Raw genomic sequence first — 19,532 nt, 5'->3', positions numbered from 1 at the left:
CGCTACGCATTCCCGATCAGCACGCCTGCCGCGAACACCAGCGCGCCGCCCAAGACCACCTGGAACGCGGCGCGCCAGAATGGCGTCTGCATGTAGCGGTTCTGCACGAAGGCGATGGCCCACAATTCAAAGAACACCACCACGGCGGCAACCGCGGTCGCGGTCCAGAAATAGGGGATCAGGTAGGGCAAGGCGTGGCCGAGGCCACCAAGCGCCGTCATCAATCCGGTGGTGATGCCGCGTTTGACCGGCGAGCCGCGGCCCGAAAGCTTGCCGTCGTCCGAGGCCACCTCGGTGAAGCCCATCGATATGCCGGCGCCGATCGAGGCGGCAAGCCCGACCAGGAAAGTCTGGAATGTGTCGTGCGTGGCAAACGCCGCGGCAAATATCGGCGCCAGCGTCGACACGGACCCGTCCATCAGCCCGGCCAGTCCCGGCTGCACATAGGTCAGGATGAACTGCCGCTGCTCGGCCGCCGCTTCCTCGTCCTTGACCTCGCCCGGCACATGCTCCTGTTCCAGCTGATGGGCCGAACTCTCATGACCTTGTTCGGCGGTCGCCAGATCGTTGAGCAGCTTTCTGGTCGAGGCATCGCTGGTGCGTTTGGCCGCCTCGAAATAGAACAGATAGGCCTGCCGCTCCATCGCCTCGGCTTGCCGGCGCACGGCCGCGATGCCGAGCGGCCTCACCAGCCAGTCGGGCTTGCGCTCATAATAGCCCTTCACATGCTCGCGCCGGATCAGCGGAATGCGCTCGCCGAAACGCTTGCGGTGGAGCTCGATCAGCGCGTCGCGATGGCCGTCCTCCTCCTGCGCCATCGCCTCGAACACCTTGGCCGATTGCGGAAAACTGTCCGCCAGCCCCTCGGCATAGGCACGGTAGATGCGCCCGTCATCTTCTTCCGACGAAATGGCGAGCGCCAGGATCTCCTGTTCCGACAGCGATTCGAAAGGGCGGCGGCCGAAGCCGAAGACGCGGGAAAGCATGAGCAATTCACCCTAGTTTAGAATTATTCTAAACTAGGGTTTGCCGCGCCGTGGGTCAATTTCCCCGTTCGAGTGGCAATCAAGAATTGTTGAAGTCCGGCGCAAGGCGCGCACTTCATTATCAGCAAATGTTCACCTATATAGCTGAACCTAAGCCAAGAGAAAGGAAGCCACGGATGCGGGCAAAACAGCCCCCGCAATTCGACCCGAAACCCGTTCTCGACCTGATCGCCAACATCGAGGCCGATCTCCTGCGCCTGAAAGGCCTGGTCGAGCAGCAGGTCGAAAAATTCGATCCCGCCAATTCGCACAACAAGACCCCGGAAGGCAAGCTGACCGAGGAGGGTGCCGAATGCTGCTACCGCATGTTCGATGAAGGCAAGTCGCGCTATTCGGTCGCCCAGCAGATGAAGATCTCCTTCGCCGCCGCCACCCACCGCTTCAACACCTGGCGCAAGATCGGCGGCGCCAAACGAAAAACGCTGCTTGGGTGAGGCTTCGGTCAATCGCGAAGGTTGCTGCTGAAAGAGAGCTGTTCCCAAGACTGAATTGTAACCGACACATTTTTTCGATTGTGCGCGGTGTGGTTTTCCGTGCACCATCGGCAATCACATTTCCACAGGACCACTTCATGACCACCGCCACCCTCCCCGGCATCGCCGATATCCGCAGCGCTGCGGCGCGCCTCTCCGGCCTGATCGTCGAAACGCCGCTGATCGAATCGCCTGACATCAACAAGCACTTTGGCGGCCGCATCCTGTTCAAGCCGGAGACGCTGCAGCGCACCGGCTCGTTCAAGTTCCGCGGCGCCTACAACAAGCTGTCCTCACTTTCGGCCGCGGAGCGCAGCCGCGGTGTCGTCGCCTTCTCCTCCGGCAACCATGCGCAAGGCGTCGCCGCCTCGGCGGCCATGTTCGGCGTCAGGGCGGTGATCGCCATGCCGGCCGACGCGCCGGCGATGAAAATCGGCAATGTCCGCAAGATGGGAGCGGAGGTGGTGCCATTCGACCGTTTCCGCGAGGATCGCGCGGCCGTCGTCCGACCCTATGTGGAAAAAGGCATGGTCCTGGTGCCGCCCTACGACGATCCGGCCATCATCGCCGGCCAGGGCACGATCGGCCTCGAACTGATGCGCCAGGCAAAAGCGCTCGGTGTCAGCCTCGACGCGGTCGTCATCCCCTGTGGTGGCGGTGGCCTGAGCAGCGGCATTTCGATCGCCGTCAAGGATGCCTCGCCGGGCACTTCCGTCTGGGCGGTGGAACCCGAGCATTTCGACGACACCAGCCGCTCGCTGGCCAAGGGCGAAAGGGTCGCGAACGAACCCGGTTACAAATCGATCTGCGATGCCCTGCTCGTCGCCGAGCCGGGCGCGCTCACCTTCGAGATCAACCGCCGGAACCTCGCCGGCGGCATCGCCGTCTCCGACGACGCGACAAGACAGGCTATGCGCGACGCCATGGCCCATCTCAAGCTGGTGGTCGAGCCTGGCGGTTGCGTTGGCCTGGCCGCGTTGGCGTCGGGCAAGATCGAACTGAAAGGCAAATGCGTTGCCGTGGTGCTGTCAGGCGGCAATGTCGATTTCGGCGCCTATGCTGAGATCATGGCGGCGGCTTGAGCGGCAAGCGCCTCCGGTATCTGCACGCAGGAGCGCTCCGACGCCACGAGTGCGGCGAACTAGACTAACATTCGCCGGTAGGTCCCGGGTGGTCTTATTTGGTCGAAAACTCAAAACTATCAAAACGGAAGACTGCGGTATACTCATTGCCTCGCTCCGATATCCCGGCAGGATTGCGGAAGACCGCGCCGCAGGTTGTCTGAACTTTTGGAATAGCGTCGCACAGGAAGTTCTGCTGCACCCAGCTGGTTTCTTCATCTAGCCATGCGCCTCCCCCGCGCAGTTCGCGACCAAGGATGAGAGACTTAATTTCCGAACCGGTAAGCCGGTCCTTCGCATCCAAATCGACCTCTTCAGGCAACTCCGGCAAACCGGCCTTGTTCAGGCCATCCAGCAGGCGTCCTATGTCGGCCGGGTTCTTGAACACAAAATACCTCTGAGTGACGAGCTGATTTGCCCCTCCATCCTTTCGTTCCAACATGACTTCCTTCAGCCTGTCGCTGTAGGCCGCGACCTGGTCACTGCGCCCGAGATGTGCGTAGGCCGAAACCAATACCTGCAGGCCATAGAATTTCGGCCATGGATCGGGCGATTGGAGATCAATCCTTTCAAGGTGGTCGACGGCCTCCGCGAAACGACCCTGGCCAAATTCAGCCAGCCCCGCCTGGTAGTGCCGATAGTCATTGCCGCCTGGGTCGACACGGTTGGCCGCGTCGAGATAGTCGCGCGCCTCGTTCGGCCTGCCATTGAAAGTCAGGGCGTCTGCCAGCCCGACATAGTTCAAGGGATCGCTTGGGTCGAGCGCTACTGCCTTGAACATAACCGCGACTGCCTCGTCGGACCGGTGCTCGCGAACCAGCAAACTGGCAACGAGCTGATAGTAGGACGGCGAAGGATGCTTGGCCGCCTCGTCCAGGTACTTGTAGATGTTGTAAAGAGCCCAAATGTCCGAAATGCCTAAAGCCCTGGCCCGCGGCCCGTCCATTTCCCAATAGGCCCATGCAAGCGAGGCTGCCGCCGCGCCGAAATTCGGATCGAGTTCAAGCGCCTGCTGGAAAAACCTCACCGCCTGAGAAAACTCCTCTGGAGTATTGCGCCGATTATAGATTTCCATGCCCTTGAGGTAAACTTCATAGGCTGCGGGATTGCGCGTGCCTCCCGCCAAGTCTGCCCTACCTTGAGCGCTGACGAGACGGAGCTTGAGCGCGCCTGCGATGCTGGCGACGACCTTGTCCTGTAGCGCAAAGACATCCGCCCACTGGCCGTCGAAACGCTCCGCCCAGAGATGACCAGTGGTCGAGCCATCGATCAACTGCGCGTTGATGCGCATGTCGTCGCCGACCCTACGTATCGAGCCCTCCAGTATGTACCGAACACCAAGCGCTGCGGCGATCTCTGTGGGTTTGGTCTCGTTGCCCTTGTAGGCGGAAGCCGCATTTCGCGATACGACGAAAAGGCCGGGTGTGCGTGCAAGTTCTGTGGTCAGGTCCTCGGTGAAACCGTCAGCCAGATAACCTTGCGCCTTGTCGTCGCTGAGATTGTCAAATGGAAGCACGACAAGGGATGGCCGGGTGTCGGCTTTCGCATTGGCCGTCAGAGCGGTGGGCCGAAGCGGTGGCTCCCACGGTCGCCACCACGCTGCTGCAAGGCCGACTGCGACAACAAGGACCCAAATAGCGACGGCCAGATTGCGCCTGAAGCGTGGGTGTCGATTGACAGCCATAGGCTTTCCCGCCGCCTCGGGATCGAGCAGCACCCGGTATGCTTGCACCGGTTCGGCGATGTTCTTCAGCTTCTGTTCGCCCATCGGCTCAAAGCCGAAAGCCAACTTCCTCTCGACCTCTTTGGCGACCTTTCCTGAGACGCAGATGCCGCCAGGTTCCGCTAGCTGTTGAAGCCTGGCAGCGACGTTGACGCCCTCGCCATACCGGTCCTCGCCCTCGACAATCACCTCGCCCAGATTGATCCCGATCCTGACGCGAATCCGATGATCTTCGGAAACGGCGGCGTTGCGTTCCACTAGGCCGCGCTGCAACGACACGGCACATTCGACTGCGTCCACGACGCTGCCGAATTCGGCCAGCAGTCCATCGCCTATCAGCTTGAAGATGTGGCCGTGGTGGCGGGCAATCTCGGGCTCGAACAGCTCCTTGCGTCCAGCGCGAAGGCGCTCGAACGTGCCGGCCTCGTCGCGTTCCATCTGGGTGGAATAGCCCACAACATCGGCGGCGAGAATGGCGGAAAGCTTGCGGTCCATCAATCTGGCCTGTCCCCCGTGGAGTATAGACCTGGTCACACTGAAATGAAACGACCGACCTCTTCAGCGTCCGTCGCCGGTGTATCGGGATCATCCAGCAAAAAGCCGTCGATGAAACGCGTAGTTCGCAGATACGGCCGCATCAGCGGCATCGATCTTGCCATTGAGGATGACGGAACTGTCGCTTTAATGCTGAGCCATGGCCCATCTCAAGTTGGTGGTCGAGCCCGGCGGCTGCGTCGGCCTGGCGGCACTTGCGTCGGGCAAGATCGAACTGAGACAAATGCGTCGCCGTGGTACAGTCAGGCGACAATGTCGATTTCGGTGCCTATGCGGAGATCATGGCGGCCGTATAGGATGGCGACGGGTCACGCGTCGCTCCAAAGCGTCGAATCCCCTGCTCCCCTGCGTCGCGGCTCGATGGACGTCGATGGTCGAGGAGACTTGATATGGGAGACCTTGAGATTCGAGCGGCTCTGGATCGCCACTGGGCTGCCTCCGATGCGAACGATCTCGAGGTGGAGCACCAGATTTATCGGGAGGACGCAGTGCTCGAATATCCGCAATCGGGTGAGCGCATCCGCGGGCGGAGGAAGATTCAGTCGTCTCGCGCCGCGCAGCCGAACCGCAAGCGCTTTACGGTGCGGCGCATCATCGGCGCGGGCGACCTCTGGGTCACCGAATATGTGCTGACCTATGACGGGCGGCCGTCCTACACCGTGAGCATCATGGAGTTCCTTCATGGCAAGGTGGCCCACGAGACCCAGTATTTCGCCGATCCGTTCGAGCCGGGGCCTTCGCGCGCTGAATGGGTCGAGCGGATACCCTGAAATCTGGCGGCAGTAAGATGCCCATCCACCGCCCCCTCGTGCGCGCGGAGCTGCCGACGGACACGACCTCTCTCGCCCGCTATCTCATCGGCAAGGTCGTGATGCGGGCGTTGCCTGAAGGCATGGTCAGCGGCCGGATCGTCGAGACCGAGGCCTATGTCGTCGGCGACGCCGCCGGCCACGGCTACCGGGGGATGACCCCGCGCAATCGTTCGCTGTTTCTCGAGCGTGGGCACGCCTATGTCTATCTCGCCTACGGCATCTCCTACATGCTGAATGTCTCGAGCGAGATGCCGGGGACCGGAACCGGCGTGCTGATCAGGGCGCTCGAGCCGCTCGAAGGCATCGAGATCATGCGGCTCAATCGCGGCATCGAGCGCTTGCGTGATTTGGCGCGCGGACCAGGAAGGCTCGCCGCGGCGTTGCGGATCGATCGTTCGCTCGATGGGCTCGATCTCTGCCGGAACGGTCCACTATGGCTCGGACGCGACGACCATGAGCCCGGCGACATCGGACAGAGCGTCAGGATCGGCATTTCGAAGGATGCGAACCGGCTTCTGCGATTTTATGTCAGGGGGAGTGAGTTCGTCAGCGGTCCAGGATCGCTCAACAATTGAGAGACAGCCAGAGCCGGAGCATCAAGCCCGCCCCGGCAAGCCGGAGCGGGTGTAGTGAAACATGCCGGGCGACAGCGCCCTGGCTACTTCGGCAGGATCACTTTGGGAAGCCGAACCAGTCCTCGTTGGGGAAATCGCACAGGCCGGAATAGTACTGGCAGTCCGGATCGACCCAGCCGTCATCCGGAAACGTGGTGGTGTTGACCGTCGGCGCCTTCGGGCCGGGGTTGGGATTGACGCAATGCGGCGTGCCATACTTGCACAGGACCATGACGACGCCGTCCTGCGCGGCCGGCGCCATCATCTTGCCGAGCGCCATTGCCGAGGCATGATTCGCGCCGAGCACGGAAAGCCCCGCCTGTGCGGCGAGCATAAGGGTGAAAATCAACGACTTTCTCATTTCATGTCTCCTTGAAAAAGCAGCAGTTTCAAAACCGGCGATGCAATCCACCGCCAGCCGCCATTATCCATGGCTGGCCGGGCGCGACATCTGCCGCGCGGGGGATATGGAGAAAAATCAGTCCAGCGTCCGCCTGAACCGCAACAGCGCCGTGCCGGCGAACACCGCCACGAACACCAGCAGCCAGCCGATCTCGGCCGCTACCGCATTGAAATCGGCGCCCTTGAGCATGACCGCGCGGGTGATGCGCAGGAAATGCGTGAGTGGGAAGATTTCGCCCAACACCTGCGCCCAGCCCGGCATGCCGCGATAGGGGAACATGAATCCGGAGAGCAGCAGCGACGGCAGGAAGAAGAAGAAGGTAAGCTGCATTGCCTGCATCTGCGAACGCGCCATGGTCGAGATCGTATAACCGAGCAACACCAGCGAGAGCACGAAAACAAGCACCGACGACAGAAGAAGCGTCAGGCTTCCGACGAATGGAATGCCGAACAGCAGCTTCGCCGCCACCAGCACCACCGCCACCTGCACCGCCCCGACGACCAGGAAGGGCAGCACCTTGCCCAGCATGATTTCGGCTGGGCTGGACGGCATCGCCAAAAGGTTCTCCATTGTGCCGCGTTCGGTTTCGCGCGTCAGCGCCATTGCCGTCATCATCACCATGGTCATCTGCAGGATGACGCCGAGCAGGCCGGGCACGATGTTGTATTGCGAGATGCCTTCCGGATTGTAGCGCTGGTGCACGATCACCTGCAGCTGCTCCTTGGCATTTTCGGCGGCGGCCGCCTGCATGCCTTGCGCCCGCAGCAACGCCTGGCTCGCCACCTTGCTCAACGTTGAAATGGCGCCGCTGGCAGCCGATGGATCGGTCGCGTCGGCTTCGATCAGGATTTGCGGGCTGTCACCCCGCTCGACCCGCTGGGCGAAGTCAGCCGGGATTGTGACGACGAAGGACACGGCGCCCTTGGCCATCAATGCTTCGGCCTCGGCCTCGCTCTGCGCCACATAGTCGAAACGGTAGTAACCGGTCATCTGCAAGGCGGAGACCATGGCGCGTGTGTATTGGTCGTTGCTCATCGCCACCAGCGCTGTGGGCAGGCTCTTGGGATCGCTGTTGATGGCAAATCCGAACAGCACCAACTGCATCAGCGGCACGCCCAGCATCATGGCGAAGGTGATGCGGTCGCGCCGCATCTGGATAAACTCCTTGATCAGCAGCGCGCCGAGCCGGGCGAAGGAGAATACGGCATTCATCCCTTGCTGTCCTTGGCCATATTGTCCTTCGAGCCGGACATGAACTGGATGAATACGTCCTCCAGGCTGGTCTCGCCGGGGTTCACCGTCACGCCCTTGTGTTCCTTCTCGACATCGGCGAGCGCGGCCTCTAACTTCTTCTTGTCGGAGCCCACGACATGCAGCGTCGCGCCGAACGGCGCCACCTGGTCGACGCCGGGGCTGCCTTGCAGCGCATCGGCAACTCGATCGAGCCGCGGGCCTTGCAGCACGAAAGTGGTCAGCCCGGCATTCCGCACCACCTCCTCGACCGTGCCTGACGCCAGCATCTTGCCGTAGGAAATGTAGCCTATGCGGTGGCAGCGCTCCGCCTCATCCATGTAATGGGTCGAGACCAGCACGGTCAGCCCGCCGCTGGCCAGCCGGTGGATCTCGTCCCAGAATTCGCGTCGCGCCTTCGGGTCGACGCCCGCCGTCGGCTCGTCGAGCAACAGCAGTTTCGGCTTGTGCATGATGCAGGCAGCCAGCGCCAGCCGCTGCTTCCAGCCGCCGGACAGCGTGCCGGCCAACTGGTCCCGGCGCGACGTCAGTCCGAGTTCTTCCAGCGTCCTTGCGACATGCTCGCTGACCGGCTTCAAACGGTAAAGCCGCGCCACGAATTCAAGATTCTCGCCGATCGTCAGATCCTCGTAGAACGAGAATTTCTGCGTCATGTAGCCGACTTCGCGCTTGATCCTCAGACTGTCGGTGCGGATGTTGAAGCCCAGCACCGTGCCCTCGCCCTCGTCGGGGGTTAAGAGGCCGCACATGATGCGGATGGTGGTTGTCTTGCCCGAACCGTTCGGGCCGAGGAAGCCGACGATCTCGCCCTCGGCCACCGTCATCGTCACGTGGTCGACGACGGTCTTGTCGCCGAAGCGCTTGACCAGCCCATGCACGTCGATGACGTTCATTTTCCGATGTCCGCCAGATCGACATCGACGATCTGCCCCGGCTGCAGCGGACCGGCATCGCCTTCCGGCCGCGCCTCGACCAGATAGACCAGCTTCTGCCGGTTCTCGAGCGAGTAGATCACCGGCGGCGTGAACTCAGGGTCCGGCGACACGTAGCTGACCCGCGCTTTCAAATCCGGGCCGCAGCCGTCACAATGGACGCCTAGCAGCGTGCCGACCTTCACCGACGAGAACGCGCTTTCCGGCACGTAGACGCTGAGCTTCACCGCGCCGTCCGGCAGCATTGAGATGACAGGCGCGGTCGGACCGGCCGTGTCGCCCGGATTGCGGATCACGTCGTTGACGCGGCCGGGCGACGGCGCCGCCAGCACGCGCTTCGACAGCCGCCACTTGGCCTGCCCTAACGCCGATTGCGCCTGGCTGACCAGATTGTCGGCGGCCTTGATCGTCTCCGGCCGCGCCGGCAACCCGCCAACGGCGAGATTGGCCTCCGCCTGGCCGACCTGCGCATTGGCCGTCTCCAGCGTGGCGGAGGCGGTGTCGAAATCGGCCTGCGTGCCGGTGCCGCGCTTGAACAGGTCGCTGGCGCGGCTGTATCTGCGCTTGGCGTCGGCGGCCTGGGCTTTCGCCATGTCGACTTGCGCTTTCAGCACCGCGATCTCTTCCGGCCGCTTGCCGACCTTGAGATCGGCGAGTTGCGCCTGCGCCTGAGCGAGAGCCGCCTCGGCCTGCGCGACGGCGATTTTCGCGTCGGCGCTTTCCAGCGTCACCACAGGCGTGCCCGGCATGACGCGGTCGCCGCGCCTCACCGCAACGGTCTCGACCTGCGCCACTTCAATCGGCGCCAGCAGCACATAGTCGCCCTCGACATAGCCGACGGCAAGCGGTGCTGCCGGCGCGCAGGCGCTGAACAGCTGGGCGGCTAGCGGCAGGGAGCACAGCAAACTCATGGTTCAGGATCCTTGCGGGCGGCCAATATGGCCTCAAGATTGTTCGATACCACCGCCACCACCTTGGCGGCCTCGGCGTCGCCGATCTCGCGCCAGCCCATGCGGCGCATGACGGCCTCGCGGCCGATGCGGAAATAGATGACCTGGCCGATCAGCGTGAACACGGTGAGCCGCGTCGTTTCGCTTTCGGCCGCCTCGCCCGTCGCCTGTTCCCAGATCAGGCAGAGCCTGCGATGCGTCGGCTCGAAGACGCCGTCATAGATGCGGTCGAGCGCCGCCGTCGGGTGCGAAAGTTCGCGCAGCACGAACTGGACGATCTCGCCCGCTTCCGGCCTCGCCACGACGAAGGCCACCATCCGCTCCAGTGCGGTGAGAAGTTGTGCCCGCGCGGCTTCTGCATCGCCCCCTTTGGAATCGCCCCCTTTGGAATCGCTTGCCGCACGCGGATTGCCGATCGCCTGGCCGGCAATGGTCTGGATGGTCTCGACGATATAGTCGGCCGCCGCCGCGCGCAGCCCTTCCTTGCCGCCGAAATGATAGGCGATCGAGCCGATATTGGCCTTGGCTTCGGCCGCGATTTCGCGCGTCGAGGTACCGTCGAAGCCATGCCGTCCGAACAGCTTGAGCGCCGCGCGGACCAGTGCCGCGCGTGTCATCTCGGCAGGAGATGTCTCGCGACGCGGGGTCTTGGCGTTCGGGAGTTTCTTCATATCAAGAATTTAATCAATCGAATGATTAAAGTCAAGTCGACTTTCCGGCTGCGACTCGCCTTGTCCGGTCTTGCCATGTTCGGTCCGGCGCGCTTTAGTGCGCGGCCATGGTCAAGGAAGTCGAACGCAAGTTCCTGGTCTCCGGTTCCCAGTGGCGGGACCTGGCCGAGGCGGATATCCGCATTCGCCAGTTCTACCTTGCCGCAGCGCCGGGTCGCACGGTGCGTGTGCGCATCAGCGACAATGCCTCGGCAAAGCTGACGCTCAAATTCGGCACGAAGGCCCGCGAGCGCGACGAATTCGAATTTCCGATCCCCTTGGCCGACGCGGAGGAGATGCTGGCCTTCGCCATCGGACGTGTCATCGAGAAGACACGCCACCATGTTAGGCATCGCGGCTATCTCTATGAAGTTGATGTTTTCGGCGGGGTGCTGGCGGGGCTGGTGGTTGCCGAACTCGAGACCCCGGAGGATGTGCCGGACGAGATGCTGCCAGACTGGCTCGGCCGCGAAGTCACCGGCGAGCAGGGGTTTTACAACGCGTCGCTCGCCCTTGGGGGGCTTCCGGAGATCGCGGCATGAGTTTTCGCATTGATCCACGCCTGCCGCTGACCGGCGAGGTCAGGCGGATTCTCGTCGAGGAAATCGGCAAGGCACTCATCCATCTCAACACCGCGCACGAAAGGCCGGAGCAGGCGCTGCACAAGTGCCGCAAACGGCTCAAAAGCGTCCGCGCCTTGCTGCGCCTGGTCCGTTCCGGCGACGAAACATTCTGTCAGACCGAGAACCAGTGCTACCGCCAGGTGTCGGCTCTGCTGTCAGGCCCACGCGAGGCGACCGCGCTGGTCGAGACCATCGACCGGCTGGCGGCAAGCTTTCCCGAACAGACCGCCGGCGGCGGTCTCGATGACGTCCGCGACAGGCTTGTCGCCCGCCAGCAGGAATTGCATGGCGGCGCTGGGCTTAGCGCAGCGGTGGGTGCCGCGACCGCGGCTTGCCAGGAAGGCATCAGCCGGGTCGAAAGCCTTGTCTTGCCCGACCAGCCGGAGCAGGCGGCCGATGTGCTTGCCGAGGGCGCCCGCGCCACCTTGCGCCGCGCCAGGAAGGCGCTGGACAAGGCAGGCTCGCGCGGCGAAGCCGACGATTTCCACGACCTGCGCAAGGCAGCCAAGACCCACGGCATGCATTTGTCGCTGCTTGGCAGGCTGTGGCCGACGCCGATCAAGGCGCGGCGCAAGGCGGTCGACGGATTGGGTGAGCGGCTGGGCGAGCTGCACGACGTCTTCGTCATGCGCGCGCTTCTCGATGCCGACGACCAGCCGCTTGGCTCTCGCCAGGAAACGCGGCTGCTGGGCAAGCTTCTGAAACGCTCGGAAAAAAGCCTGAGAAAGACCTGTCTTGCCGAGGCGACCGAGCTGTTCGGCGACAGCCCCAAGCGCTCGACCAGGAAACTTGCCCGCAAGGTGCGCGAGGATCTGGCCGGAGCGCCGCAGAAAGAGGTTGCCGCGCCCGGCGCCGCCGGCTGACAGAGCGCCGGCGCACTGGCGTCCCCCCGCCGGCCCATGCTAATCGCCATCCACCATGACCGAGCCCGGCGACACGCTTCTGGACCGACTTGGCCGCTGGCTTGCCGGCCGGCTGCAGGAGGAATCCTCCGGCTATGAGCCCTACACGCCGTCCGATGCCGAAACGCTGCGCCGCACGCTCGAGCCCGGCGACATCCTGCTCATCGAGGGCAATCAGAAGATCTCGGCGGCGATCAAGTACCTGACGCAGTCGACCTGGTCGCATGCGGCCTTCTATGTCGGAGATGCCTTGCCGGAACCGGCGGACGGATCGGAGCGGCGCCGCCTGATCGAGGTCACGCTTGGCGAGGGCTGCGTCGCCGTGCCGCTGTCGCGCTACCGCACCTACAACACCCGCATCTGCCGGGCGAGCGGGCTGTCGCCGGAAGACCGCGACAAGGTCGTCGCCTTCATGATCGGCAAGCTCGGCCTCAGATACGACCTGAAGAACATCTTCGACATGCTGCGCTATTTCCTGCCGACGCCACCGGTGCCGGTGCGCTGGCGGCGCCGCATGCTGGCTTTCGGATCTGGCGACCCGACCCGGGCCATCTGCTCGACGCTGATCGCCGAGGCCTATGGCCAGATCCGCTATCCGATCCTGCCCGAGATCACCCGCGCACCCGGCCGCGCCTCGGCGCAGTCGAGCTACATGCGCAAGGAAATCCTGCACATCCGCCACCATTCGCTGTACACGCCACGCGACTTCGACCTGTCGCCCTATTTCCGCATCGTCAAGCCGACGCTGGAATACGGGTTCGACTACCGGGAGATGGTCTGGGACGACAAGGCCGCCGAGCCGGAAACGAAAGTTACAGAGTAGCAGCCGTCCAAGAGACCGTTTGAAAGTGGGGCAGCGGTTTGAGGTGGCCCATGATTCAAGCTTTGATTTGGACAGCAGTGAACCGGGCCTGGATGCTGCCATGTGGACACGACCGCGCGTCCACATGGCATCATCCATCGGTGTTGGGGGGAGTAGGCGACACCTTTTGGATTGCAACGACACGTTGGAGATTGGAAACATGGCGCTCAAGCGGATGGACAACGTAGGAATCGTCGTTGAAGATCTCGGAGGGGCGATTGATTTCTTTCGCGAACTCGGCCTCGAGCTCGAAGGGCGGGCCACGATAGAAGGAGAATGGGCCGGACGTGTCACTGGACTGGGCGATCAGCATGTCGAGATTGCCATGATGCGCACACCGGACGGCCACAGCCGGCTCGAGCTCTCCCGCTTCCTCATGCCGCCTGTCGTCGCGGATCACCGGAACGCCCCGGTCAACGCCCTGGGCTACCTCCGCGTCATGTTCACCGTGGACGATATCGACGGGACGCTTGAAAGGCTCCGCACGCGCGGCGCGCAGCTCGTAGGCGAAGTAGTCGAGTACAAAGACGCGTATCGGCTCTGCTACATCCGTGGGCCTGAAGGGCTTCTCATCGGACTCGCCCAAGAACTCGGCTGAGCGCAATACGGCCGAGCTCCTCAAGCTCGCGCAGATAGAGGAACATCGAGGCCTCGCTCAAACCTTGCGCGCTACCGCCCAATCACTCATCATCGGTCACCACTTTGCGCCGCTGCAGGAAGCGCGCCACCAGCCAGCACAGCATTGCCCAGGCGAAGCCGGCGCACCAGCCGGCCAGCACGTCCGACGGCCAGTGAACGCCGAGATAGACGCGGCTGATGCCGACCAGCACCGTCGTCAGCACCGCGAGGCCGAGCACATAGGTCTTCGTCATCCGCCCATGAAGGAAGCGGGACGCCAGCGAGCCGAGCGTGAGATAGGTCACCGCCGACAGCATGGCATGGCCGCTCGGGAACGACAGCGAGGTCTCATTGACGAGGTGCGAAACCAGTTCAGGGCGGGGCCGGTCGACCCCGACCTTCAGCAGGCTCGACAGCACCTGCCCGCCCGCCACCGCCACGAATATGAGCAGCGCCGTTCCGGACTGGCGGATCAGCAGCAGATAGACGATCACCGCTGCCGTGATCAGCACCAGAACACTGGAGCTGCCGAGGCTGGTGATGTCGCGCATCGCTCCTTCCAGCCATGCCGGACCAATCGGATTGTCGGGCTGGCCCGCTTCGCGGAAGGCGAGCAGGATTTCGGTATCGAAGGCGTGCGGCGTGGTGGCGCGCGCCATTTCCATCAATTCCTCGAACCCCCACAGCCCTCCGGCAATGATCACGCCGGCCAGCAGCACCGGGAATTCGATCCAGTTGAGCAGCGAGTGCTTCATCGCGCCTGTCGTCCGCAATTCAACTACAGCCTTTGCAAATAGGGCCCGAGCGTGATCAGCGCCACGGCCGCGATGGCGAGCACGACGCCGGTCGCCTGCAAGGTGTTCAACTGCTCGCCGAAGAAGGCCAGCGCCACCACGTTCACCGACACCAGCTGGATGACGGCCGACAGGCTGAACGACACCGACATGCCGAACTCGCGGACCAGCCTCAGCATCACCAGATTGCCAAGCGAATAGAGCACGAGCGTCAGCACGATCTTGCCGAGGCTTGGCGCCAGCCCCCATTGCTTGGCGGCCGCCGCCGCCAGCAGGAAGATCAACGTTGAAATGCCGAGCTGTACCAGTCCCCAGAAACTCAATTCCCGTCCCCCTAGATGCGGTCCTACCCACGCCTGTCGCAGACCTTGTTTCCGAAGCAGCGGCCGCGGTCAAGCCGGGCTGACAGGGCACACGAAAATCGGAGCGGAAATTAGCCGGCGCGTCATCATCCTGTGATCTGCCGCCTATACGGGGTCGATCAGGTAGAATGCTCCAGCCACTCCAAGAAGCCAGAGGCAACCCATGACCGAACATCGCTCCCCCGACACCCGATTCCGCACCAGCCTGCTTGAGGAAAGCGACGGCCCGGCCACCAATCTCACCGACAACCGCACCATGGGCGAGATCATCGCCACGCGCTTCTCGCGTCGCGGTTTCCTGCAGGGATCGCTCGCGGTCACCGCCATTGCCGCCACCGTCAGCCCGCTGGCGCTGATCACCGCCGACAATGCCCGCGCCGCCGAAGGCTCGGCTTTCACCTTCGATGAGCTCGAAGCAGGCATCGACGACAAGCATCATGTGGCGCCCGGTTACGACGCCGACGTGCTGCTGCGTTGGGGCGATCCGCTGTTTGCCGATTCGCCGGACTTCGATCCGACCAAGCAGTCGGCCGAGGCCCAGGCAAGGCAGTTCGGCTACAACAACGACTATGTCGGCTATATCCCGATCGACGGCTCGGCCGAGCATGGCCTGCTCGTGGTCAACCACGAATACACCAATTCGCATCTGATGTTCCCGGGTATCGTCAAGATCGTCGAGAAGGACGGCAAGAAAGAGCTCGAAGTCGCCCCCCTCGGCAAGGAACAGGTCGATGTCGAGATGGCCGCGCACGGCGGCACCGTCGTCGAAATCCGCAAGGAGGCAGGCAAATGGCAAGTGGTGCGCGACGGCAAGCTCAACCGCCGCATCACCTCCAACACCGAGATGCAGCTGTCCGGTCCGGTCGCCGGCAACGACCGCGTCAAGACCAGCGCCGACCCGACCGGCACGAAAGTCATCGGCACCGTCAACAACTGCGCCGGCGGCGTAACGCCCTGGGGCACCTATGTCATGGCCGAGGAAAACATCCATGGCTATTTCTCGGGCGAACTGCCGGAAGGTCACAAGGAAGTCGCCAACTACAAGCGCTTGGCCATTCCCGAAGGCGCCTATGAATGGGCGGCGCATTACGACCGTTTCGACCTCGGCAAGGAGCCGAACGAGCCGAATCGTTTTGGCTGGATCGTCGAGGTCGACGTCAACGATCCGACCTCGACGCCGAAGAAGCGCACCGCCATGGGTCGCTTCAAGCACGAGGGCGCCGAATCCATCGTCGCCAAGGATGGCCGCGTCGTTTTCTATCTCGGCGACGACGAGCGCTTCGATTACGTCTATAAATTCGTCACCACGGGCACGTTCAACCCGAACGACCGCGCCGCCAACATGGATCTGCTCGACGACGGCACGCTCCACGTCGCCAAATTCGCCGAGGACGGTTCGGTCGAATGGCTGCCGGTCGTCTTTGGCCAGGGCCCGCTGACCGCCGAGAACGGCTTTGCCAGCCAGGCCGATGTGCTGATCGAGACACGTCGCGCCGCCGACCTTCTCGGCGCCACCAAGATGGACCGTCCCGAAGACATCCAGCCCAATGCCGTCAATGGCAAGGTCTATGTCATGCTGACCAACAATTCCAAGCGCAAGGCCGACCAGGTCGACGCCGCCAATCCGCGCGCCGAAAACGCCTTTGGTCACATCATCGAGATATCAGAGGACGGCGGCGACTTCACCGCCACCAAGGGCAAGTGGGAAGTGCTGCTGAAATGCGGCGATCCCTCGGTGGCCGAAGTCGGCGCCACCTTCTCGACCGCGACCACGGCCAATGGCTGGTTCGGCATGCCGGACAATTGCGCGGTCGATTCCGCCGGCCGCCTCTGGGTCGCGACCGACGGCCAGGGCCCGAAAGCCACCGGCCGCACCGATGGCTTGTGGGCGGTCGACACCGAAGGCGCGGCGCGGGCGACCTCGAAACTGTTCTTCCGCGTGCCGATCGGCGCCGAAATGTGCGGTCCGCTATTCACGCCGGACGACCAGACCGCCTTCGTCGCCGTCCAGCATCCTGCCGACGGCGGCGAGGACTGGGAGCCTTTCGGCCGCCCGTCCTATTATGAGGACCTGTCCACCCGCTGGCCCGACTTCAAGCCTGACATGCCGGTGCGGCCGTCGGTCGTCGCCATCACCAGGCAGGGCGGCGGCAAGATCGCGGTCTGACGCGCGGGGAGGCTTTGCTTGCCTTCTCAAGGAAGGGCTTCTGCAATACGAAATCCTTCCTACAGCCTTGCGCGGGATGCATCCGCCTTTATGCGCCGACCACCTGGTCGGTGCGCTGGATCACGGCCATATTCATCCTGCTTCTCAACCGGAAGCCGATGGACTCGTACAGTGTTATGGCTGCGACGTTGGTGGCGTAGGCGTGGAGATAGGGAACTTCGCCGCGCGCCATGATCCGGTTTGCCACGAACAGGGACAACAGCCTGCCCAGGCCGCCGCCGCGAAAGTCCGGATGCGAGCACACGCCGCTGAGCTCGCTATGGCCAGGCTGCTTCATGCGTTCGCCGGCCATCACCGCAAGTCGGCCCTTGATCTTCACGCCCCAGAAATCGCCGAGGCTCAGCGCCTCCAGCGTGAATGGGCCGGGCTTGGTGACTGTTGCCAGGGCGAGCATCTCGGCCGCGTCGTGTTGCGTCAGTCGTTGCACACGCTCGTCGGACACGGTCCGCACCGGCCGTTCGGCAATCATCTGCACCAGGGACGCGGTCGACGTCGCGCAAAGCTCCGCGGGCAAGGTGATTGCGTCAGCCTGGACGAGGATCGCGCTTTCGAGCGGGGGAACAAGCCGGCTCAGCGCCCGCAGGCTTTCCGCGTCGTCCGCTGCGGTTGCGGCAAAAGGAACGATCGACGGCAGGTATCGCCTGGCGAGGCTGTCACCTTGCGCAAAGGCCTGATGTCGCGTCGCAAGCGCGCTCCAGATGGGACGGTCGAGGACATGGTTCATGGCACGGCATCGATGGCATTTTGTACACGACGGTCGATAGGAGCCGCGGCGAGGCCGTCCTCGATTGCGGCCAGCTGATCGAGAAGCGGCCCTGAAAGGTCAGCGCACAAATCAGCGACGGCTTTCTCGATGCGCGGCCAGACGTCGCGCTTGGCAACATCGACAAGCCGTCGACCGTTCCCGGTGAGCGAGACAATCCTGCGCCGTTGGTCGTTGTTCGACTGGCCGACTTCGACCAGTCCCAGTTCTGCCAGCAGCGCCACGCTTCGCGTGATGCCCGGCTGCGCAATCCCGAGAGCCTGTGCCAGTTCACCAACGGGCAGAGGGCCGAGCCTGTCGAGCGCGGCCAGGAGCGGATACTGGCTCGACTGGACCGGAACCTCCAAGCGATCGAGCACCCGCTGCGTATCCGCCTGCAATTGCTCGCCTATACGCTTCAGCCTGCTGCCCAGGCACAGGAAGCCAAGAGACCGTATGATGTCTTCCATGATCAAACGCATCCAAGTTAAACAATAACATGATATATAACAGCATATGGAAAGTCAAAGGCCAGGTCACAAGGCGCTACCCGATCCGGCTGATCACTCCTCTGTGATGGGGCTGCTGCCATCCGCCGCCATTTGGCGGAGATTTCCCCTTCAGTCAGCGCCGATTGCACCCTATATGGCGCTTGCGCGATATGATCGGTAATCAATCGCGCCAAGGCGACTGATTCGAGGCCGTGGGCTGGCCTCCATTACCCAAGCGGCACGCGGACCTCGACCATGCCCTCCTTGCGCATTCATTTCGACCGCCTGCTGGAGGGCGCGGCACCCAAGGTCGAGCGGCAGGAACTGACGCATGTCGAGCGCCTGGCGCTGGTGCGCCGGCATGGGGATTTTTCGCTCGCCTATTCGACCGCCGTCCAGCAAAAGCTGTCCTATTTTGGCGACGCCGACGGCTACATCGCCTTCGGCACCAAGATGAAGCATCATTTCGCGCTCGGCGACCCGGTGGTTCATCCGCCCGATCGGCCCGATTATATCAGGCGCTTCGTGGAGGCCGCCGGCAGCCCCTGGTTCGTGCAGATCGGCGAGGAGACGGCCCGCGTGCTGGCCGGGCTCGGCTACCAAGTCAATCGTCTCGGCATCGACACACGGCTGGTCCTGCCCGCCCATGATTTTTCAGGAAAGCGCAACGAAACCGTGCGCTATTCCGAGCGCTGGCTGTTGAAGAAAGGGTTTTCCCTCGACGAGGACAAGCGCACCGTCTTTCTCGATGAAATCCAGCGGCTGTCGCAGAACTGGCGGGCCGACCGCATCGTCAAGCGCTGGGAGATGGGCTTCCTCAACCGCCCCTTCAGCGATCATCTCGGCGTCGACATGCGCCGCTTCGTCCTCCATGGTCCCGATGGCGAGCTTGTCGCCTTGCTCGACTTCGATCCCCTGTTCAGCGGCGGCAAGGTGATCGGCTACACCACCGCGTTCAAGCGCAAGCATGTCGCAGCCACGCCGCATGCCGAGATCGGCCTGACGAAATTCGCCGTCGACCGTTTTCGCGAGGAGGGCATTTCCGTCGTTACGCTCGGCCTGTCGCCGCTTGTCGACATCGAACCGAGCGGCTTTGCCGAAAACCAATTCTGGCGCAACACCTTCCAGCGCGCCTATGATTCGCCATGGGTCAACCGCAGCAAGTTCAATCTGCAGGGCCAGGCGGCCTTCAAGCGCCGCTTCCACGGCATCGAGGAGCCGGCCTACATCGCCTTCCGCAAGGGGACCTGTATCGAGATGCTGGGCCTGCTGCGCCTGATCAAGGCGATTTGAGCAGGACATGGGTTCCGTGAAGGCGGCG

21 protein-coding genes and 1 pseudogene are annotated in these 19,532 nt (G+C 63.1%); 11 read left to right on the top strand and 11 right to left on the bottom strand.

From position 1 onward, the window contains the following. Positions 1–2: 2 nt before the first annotated feature. Entirely contained in the window at positions 3–986 is a 984-nt protein-coding gene (gene mbfA / locus C9427_RS25350) for an iron exporter MbfA (RefSeq protein ID WP_107651814.1), read from the bottom strand. Between the two features lie 176 nt (positions 987–1,162). Between mbfA and C9427_RS25345 the strand changes: the two genes are divergently transcribed. Continuing rightward, positions 1,163–1,480, top strand: a complete 318-nt coding sequence (locus tag C9427_RS25345) for a hypothetical protein (RefSeq protein WP_107651813.1) — start codon at positions 1,163–1,165, stop codon at positions 1,478–1,480. Between the two features lie 137 nt (positions 1,481–1,617). Next, positions 1,618–2,601, top strand: coding sequence for a threonine/serine dehydratase family protein (locus C9427_RS25340; RefSeq protein ID WP_107651812.1), 984 nt, complete (start codon positions 1,618–1,620; stop codon positions 2,599–2,601). A gap of 94 nt (positions 2,602–2,695) precedes the next feature. Here C9427_RS25340 and C9427_RS25335 read toward each other — a convergent pair whose 3' ends face one another. Beyond that, complete coding sequence (locus C9427_RS25335; protein ID WP_107651811.1) at positions 2,696–4,858, bottom strand: tetratricopeptide repeat protein; 2,163 nt, start codon at positions 4,856–4,858, stop codon at positions 2,696–2,698. 196 nt (positions 4,859–5,054) lie between these two features. Between C9427_RS25335 and C9427_RS34915 the strand changes: the two are divergent. From C9427_RS34915 to C9427_RS25320, 3 genes and pseudogenes are all read left to right on the top strand, one after another. Then, positions 5,055–5,214, top strand: a pseudogene (locus C9427_RS34915) (pyridoxal-5'-phosphate-dependent protein); the annotation flags it as partial. Between the two features lie 93 nt (positions 5,215–5,307). Next, entirely contained in the window at positions 5,308–5,688 is a 381-nt protein-coding gene (locus C9427_RS25325) for a nuclear transport factor 2 family protein (protein WP_107651810.1), read from the top strand. A 17-nt stretch (positions 5,689–5,705) separates the two neighbouring features. Next, positions 5,706–6,305, top strand: a complete 600-nt coding sequence (locus tag C9427_RS25320; protein ID WP_107651809.1) for a DNA-3-methyladenine glycosylase — start codon at positions 5,706–5,708, stop codon at positions 6,303–6,305. A 97-nt stretch (positions 6,306–6,402) separates the two neighbouring features. Here C9427_RS25320 and C9427_RS25315 read toward each other — a convergent pair whose 3' ends face one another. The 5 genes from C9427_RS25315 to C9427_RS25295 form a co-directional block, all read right to left on the bottom strand. Then, positions 6,403–6,705: a hypothetical protein gene (locus tag C9427_RS25315; protein ID WP_146172595.1), complete on the bottom strand. Its 303-nt coding sequence runs from the start codon at positions 6,703–6,705 to the stop codon at positions 6,403–6,405. 117 nt (positions 6,706–6,822) lie between these two features. Further along, on the bottom strand, positions 6,823–7,959 hold the full coding sequence (locus C9427_RS25310) for an ABC transporter permease (protein WP_107651807.1): 1,137 nt from the start codon (positions 7,957–7,959) through the stop codon (positions 6,823–6,825). Further along, positions 7,956–8,891, bottom strand: coding sequence for an ABC transporter ATP-binding protein (locus C9427_RS25305; RefSeq protein WP_107651806.1), 936 nt, complete (start codon positions 8,889–8,891; stop codon positions 7,956–7,958). Before C9427_RS25305 ends, C9427_RS25310 begins: the two co-directional genes overlap by 4 nt. Continuing rightward, the gene (locus C9427_RS25300; RefSeq protein WP_107651805.1) at positions 8,888–9,841 is read right to left on the bottom strand and encodes an HlyD family secretion protein; all 954 of its coding nucleotides are present in this window, start codon (positions 9,839–9,841) and stop codon (positions 8,888–8,890) included. Before C9427_RS25300 ends, C9427_RS25305 begins: the two co-directional genes overlap by 4 nt. Beyond that, on the bottom strand, positions 9,838–10,551 hold the full coding sequence (locus tag C9427_RS25295) for a CerR family C-terminal domain-containing protein (RefSeq protein ID WP_107651804.1): 714 nt from the start codon (positions 10,549–10,551) through the stop codon (positions 9,838–9,840). The genes C9427_RS25300 and C9427_RS25295 overlap by 4 nt, the downstream gene beginning before the upstream one ends. 107 nt (positions 10,552–10,658) lie before the next feature. Here C9427_RS25295 and C9427_RS25290 point away from each other — a divergent pair, with 107 nt between their 5' ends. From C9427_RS25290 to C9427_RS25275, 4 genes are all read left to right on the top strand, one after another. Further along, the gene (locus C9427_RS25290; RefSeq protein ID WP_107651803.1) at positions 10,659–11,132 is read left to right on the top strand and encodes a CYTH domain-containing protein; all 474 of its coding nucleotides are present in this window, start codon (positions 10,659–10,661) and stop codon (positions 11,130–11,132) included. Next, positions 11,129–12,076, top strand: coding sequence for a CHAD domain-containing protein (locus C9427_RS25285; protein ID WP_107651802.1), 948 nt, complete (start codon positions 11,129–11,131; stop codon positions 12,074–12,076). The genes C9427_RS25290 and C9427_RS25285 overlap by 4 nt, the downstream gene beginning before the upstream one ends. A gap of 55 nt (positions 12,077–12,131) precedes the next feature. Beyond that, positions 12,132–12,938, top strand: coding sequence for a C40 family peptidase (locus tag C9427_RS25280; RefSeq protein WP_107651801.1), 807 nt, complete (start codon positions 12,132–12,134; stop codon positions 12,936–12,938). Between the two features lie 199 nt (positions 12,939–13,137). Then, positions 13,138–13,575, top strand: coding sequence for a VOC family protein (locus C9427_RS25275; protein WP_107651800.1), 438 nt, complete (start codon positions 13,138–13,140; stop codon positions 13,573–13,575). Between the two features lie 82 nt (positions 13,576–13,657). Here C9427_RS25275 and C9427_RS25265 read toward each other — a convergent pair whose 3' ends face one another. Both C9427_RS25265 and C9427_RS25260 read right to left on the bottom strand, forming a co-directional pair. After that, on the bottom strand, positions 13,658–14,350 hold the full coding sequence (locus tag C9427_RS25265; protein ID WP_107651799.1) for a phosphatase PAP2 family protein: 693 nt from the start codon (positions 14,348–14,350) through the stop codon (positions 13,658–13,660). A 23-nt stretch (positions 14,351–14,373) separates the two neighbouring features. Further along, positions 14,374–14,712 carry a hypothetical protein gene (locus tag C9427_RS25260; RefSeq protein ID WP_107651798.1) on the bottom strand — a complete coding sequence of 113 codons (339 nt, stop codon included), beginning with the start codon at positions 14,710–14,712 and terminating at the stop codon, positions 14,374–14,376. Positions 14,713–14,914: 202 nt separating this feature from the next. Between C9427_RS25260 and C9427_RS25255 the strand changes: the two genes are divergently transcribed. Continuing rightward, positions 14,915–16,918 (top strand): PhoX family protein, encoded by a 2,004-nt coding sequence (locus C9427_RS25255; RefSeq protein ID WP_107651797.1) that lies wholly within the window; start codon positions 14,915–14,917, stop codon positions 16,916–16,918. An 88-nt stretch (positions 16,919–17,006) separates the two neighbouring features. Here C9427_RS25255 and C9427_RS25250 read toward each other — a convergent pair whose 3' ends face one another. After that, positions 17,007–17,702, bottom strand: a complete 696-nt coding sequence (locus tag C9427_RS25250; RefSeq protein WP_107651796.1) for a GNAT family N-acetyltransferase — start codon at positions 17,700–17,702, stop codon at positions 17,007–17,009. Further along, the gene (locus tag C9427_RS25245) at positions 17,699–18,190 is read right to left on the bottom strand and encodes a MarR family winged helix-turn-helix transcriptional regulator (protein ID WP_107651978.1); all 492 of its coding nucleotides are present in this window, start codon (positions 18,188–18,190) and stop codon (positions 17,699–17,701) included. The genes C9427_RS25250 and C9427_RS25245 overlap by 4 nt, the downstream gene beginning before the upstream one ends. A gap of 276 nt (positions 18,191–18,466) precedes the next feature. Here C9427_RS25245 and C9427_RS25240 point away from each other — a divergent pair, with 276 nt between their 5' ends. Further along, the gene (locus tag C9427_RS25240) at positions 18,467–19,504 is read left to right on the top strand and encodes a phosphatidylglycerol lysyltransferase domain-containing protein (RefSeq protein ID WP_107651795.1); all 1,038 of its coding nucleotides are present in this window, start codon (positions 18,467–18,469) and stop codon (positions 19,502–19,504) included. Positions 19,505–19,532 lie beyond the last annotated feature (28 nt).

Origin of the sequence: Mesorhizobium helmanticense (assembly GCF_003034915.1) — a bacterium.
Lineage (GTDB): Bacteria > Pseudomonadota > Alphaproteobacteria > Rhizobiales > Rhizobiaceae > Mesorhizobium > Mesorhizobium helmanticense.
Note: the sequence above shows the minus strand (reverse complement) of the source record. Positions and strands in the feature narration are given on the sequence as shown.

Excerpts from the sequence above, each read along its gene's own strand:
- C9427_RS25280 (WP_107651801.1), top strand. The coding sequence starts at position 12,132 with ATGACCGAGCCCGGCGACACGCTTCTGGACCGACTTGGCCGCTGGCTT.
- C9427_RS25265 (WP_107651799.1), bottom strand. The coding sequence starts at position 14,350 with ATGAAGCACTCGCTGCTCAACTGGATCGAATTCCCGGTGCTGCTGGCC.
- C9427_RS25310 (WP_107651807.1), bottom strand. The coding sequence starts at position 7,959 with ATGAATGCCGTATTCTCCTTCGCCCGGCTCGGCGCGCTGCTGATCAAG.
- C9427_RS25275 (WP_107651800.1), top strand. The coding sequence starts at position 13,138 with ATGGCGCTCAAGCGGATGGACAACGTAGGAATCGTCGTTGAAGATCTC.
- C9427_RS25295 (WP_107651804.1), bottom strand. The coding sequence starts at position 10,551 with ATGAAGAAACTCCCGAACGCCAAGACCCCGCGTCGCGAGACATCTCCT.
- mbfA (WP_107651814.1), bottom strand. The coding sequence starts at position 986 with ATGCTTTCCCGCGTCTTCGGCTTCGGCCGCCGCCCTTTCGAATCGCTG.
- C9427_RS25255 (WP_107651797.1), top strand. The coding sequence starts at position 14,915 with ATGACCGAACATCGCTCCCCCGACACCCGATTCCGCACCAGCCTGCTT.
- C9427_RS25245 (WP_107651978.1), bottom strand. The coding sequence starts at position 18,190 with ATGGAAGACATCATACGGTCTCTTGGCTTCCTGTGCCTGGGCAGCAGG.
- C9427_RS25285 (WP_107651802.1), top strand. The coding sequence starts at position 11,129 with ATGAGTTTTCGCATTGATCCACGCCTGCCGCTGACCGGCGAGGTCAGG.
- C9427_RS25335 (WP_107651811.1), bottom strand. The coding sequence starts at position 4,858 with ATGGACCGCAAGCTTTCCGCCATTCTCGCCGCCGATGTTGTGGGCTAT.
- C9427_RS25250 (WP_107651796.1), bottom strand. The coding sequence starts at position 17,702 with ATGAACCATGTCCTCGACCGTCCCATCTGGAGCGCGCTTGCGACGCGA.
- C9427_RS25240 (WP_107651795.1), top strand. The coding sequence starts at position 18,467 with ATGCCCTCCTTGCGCATTCATTTCGACCGCCTGCTGGAGGGCGCGGCA.
- C9427_RS25345 (WP_107651813.1), top strand. The coding sequence starts at position 1,163 with ATGCGGGCAAAACAGCCCCCGCAATTCGACCCGAAACCCGTTCTCGAC.
- C9427_RS25315 (WP_146172595.1), bottom strand. The coding sequence starts at position 6,705 with ATGAGAAAGTCGTTGATTTTCACCCTTATGCTCGCCGCACAGGCGGGG.
- C9427_RS25290 (WP_107651803.1), top strand. The coding sequence starts at position 10,659 with ATGGTCAAGGAAGTCGAACGCAAGTTCCTGGTCTCCGGTTCCCAGTGG.
- C9427_RS25300 (WP_107651805.1), bottom strand. The coding sequence starts at position 9,841 with ATGAGTTTGCTGTGCTCCCTGCCGCTAGCCGCCCAGCTGTTCAGCGCC.
- C9427_RS25305 (WP_107651806.1), bottom strand. The coding sequence starts at position 8,891 with ATGAACGTCATCGACGTGCATGGGCTGGTCAAGCGCTTCGGCGACAAG.
- C9427_RS25320 (WP_107651809.1), top strand. The coding sequence starts at position 5,706 with ATGCCCATCCACCGCCCCCTCGTGCGCGCGGAGCTGCCGACGGACACG.
- C9427_RS25340 (WP_107651812.1), top strand. The coding sequence starts at position 1,618 with ATGACCACCGCCACCCTCCCCGGCATCGCCGATATCCGCAGCGCTGCG.
- C9427_RS25325 (WP_107651810.1), top strand. The coding sequence starts at position 5,308 with ATGGGAGACCTTGAGATTCGAGCGGCTCTGGATCGCCACTGGGCTGCC.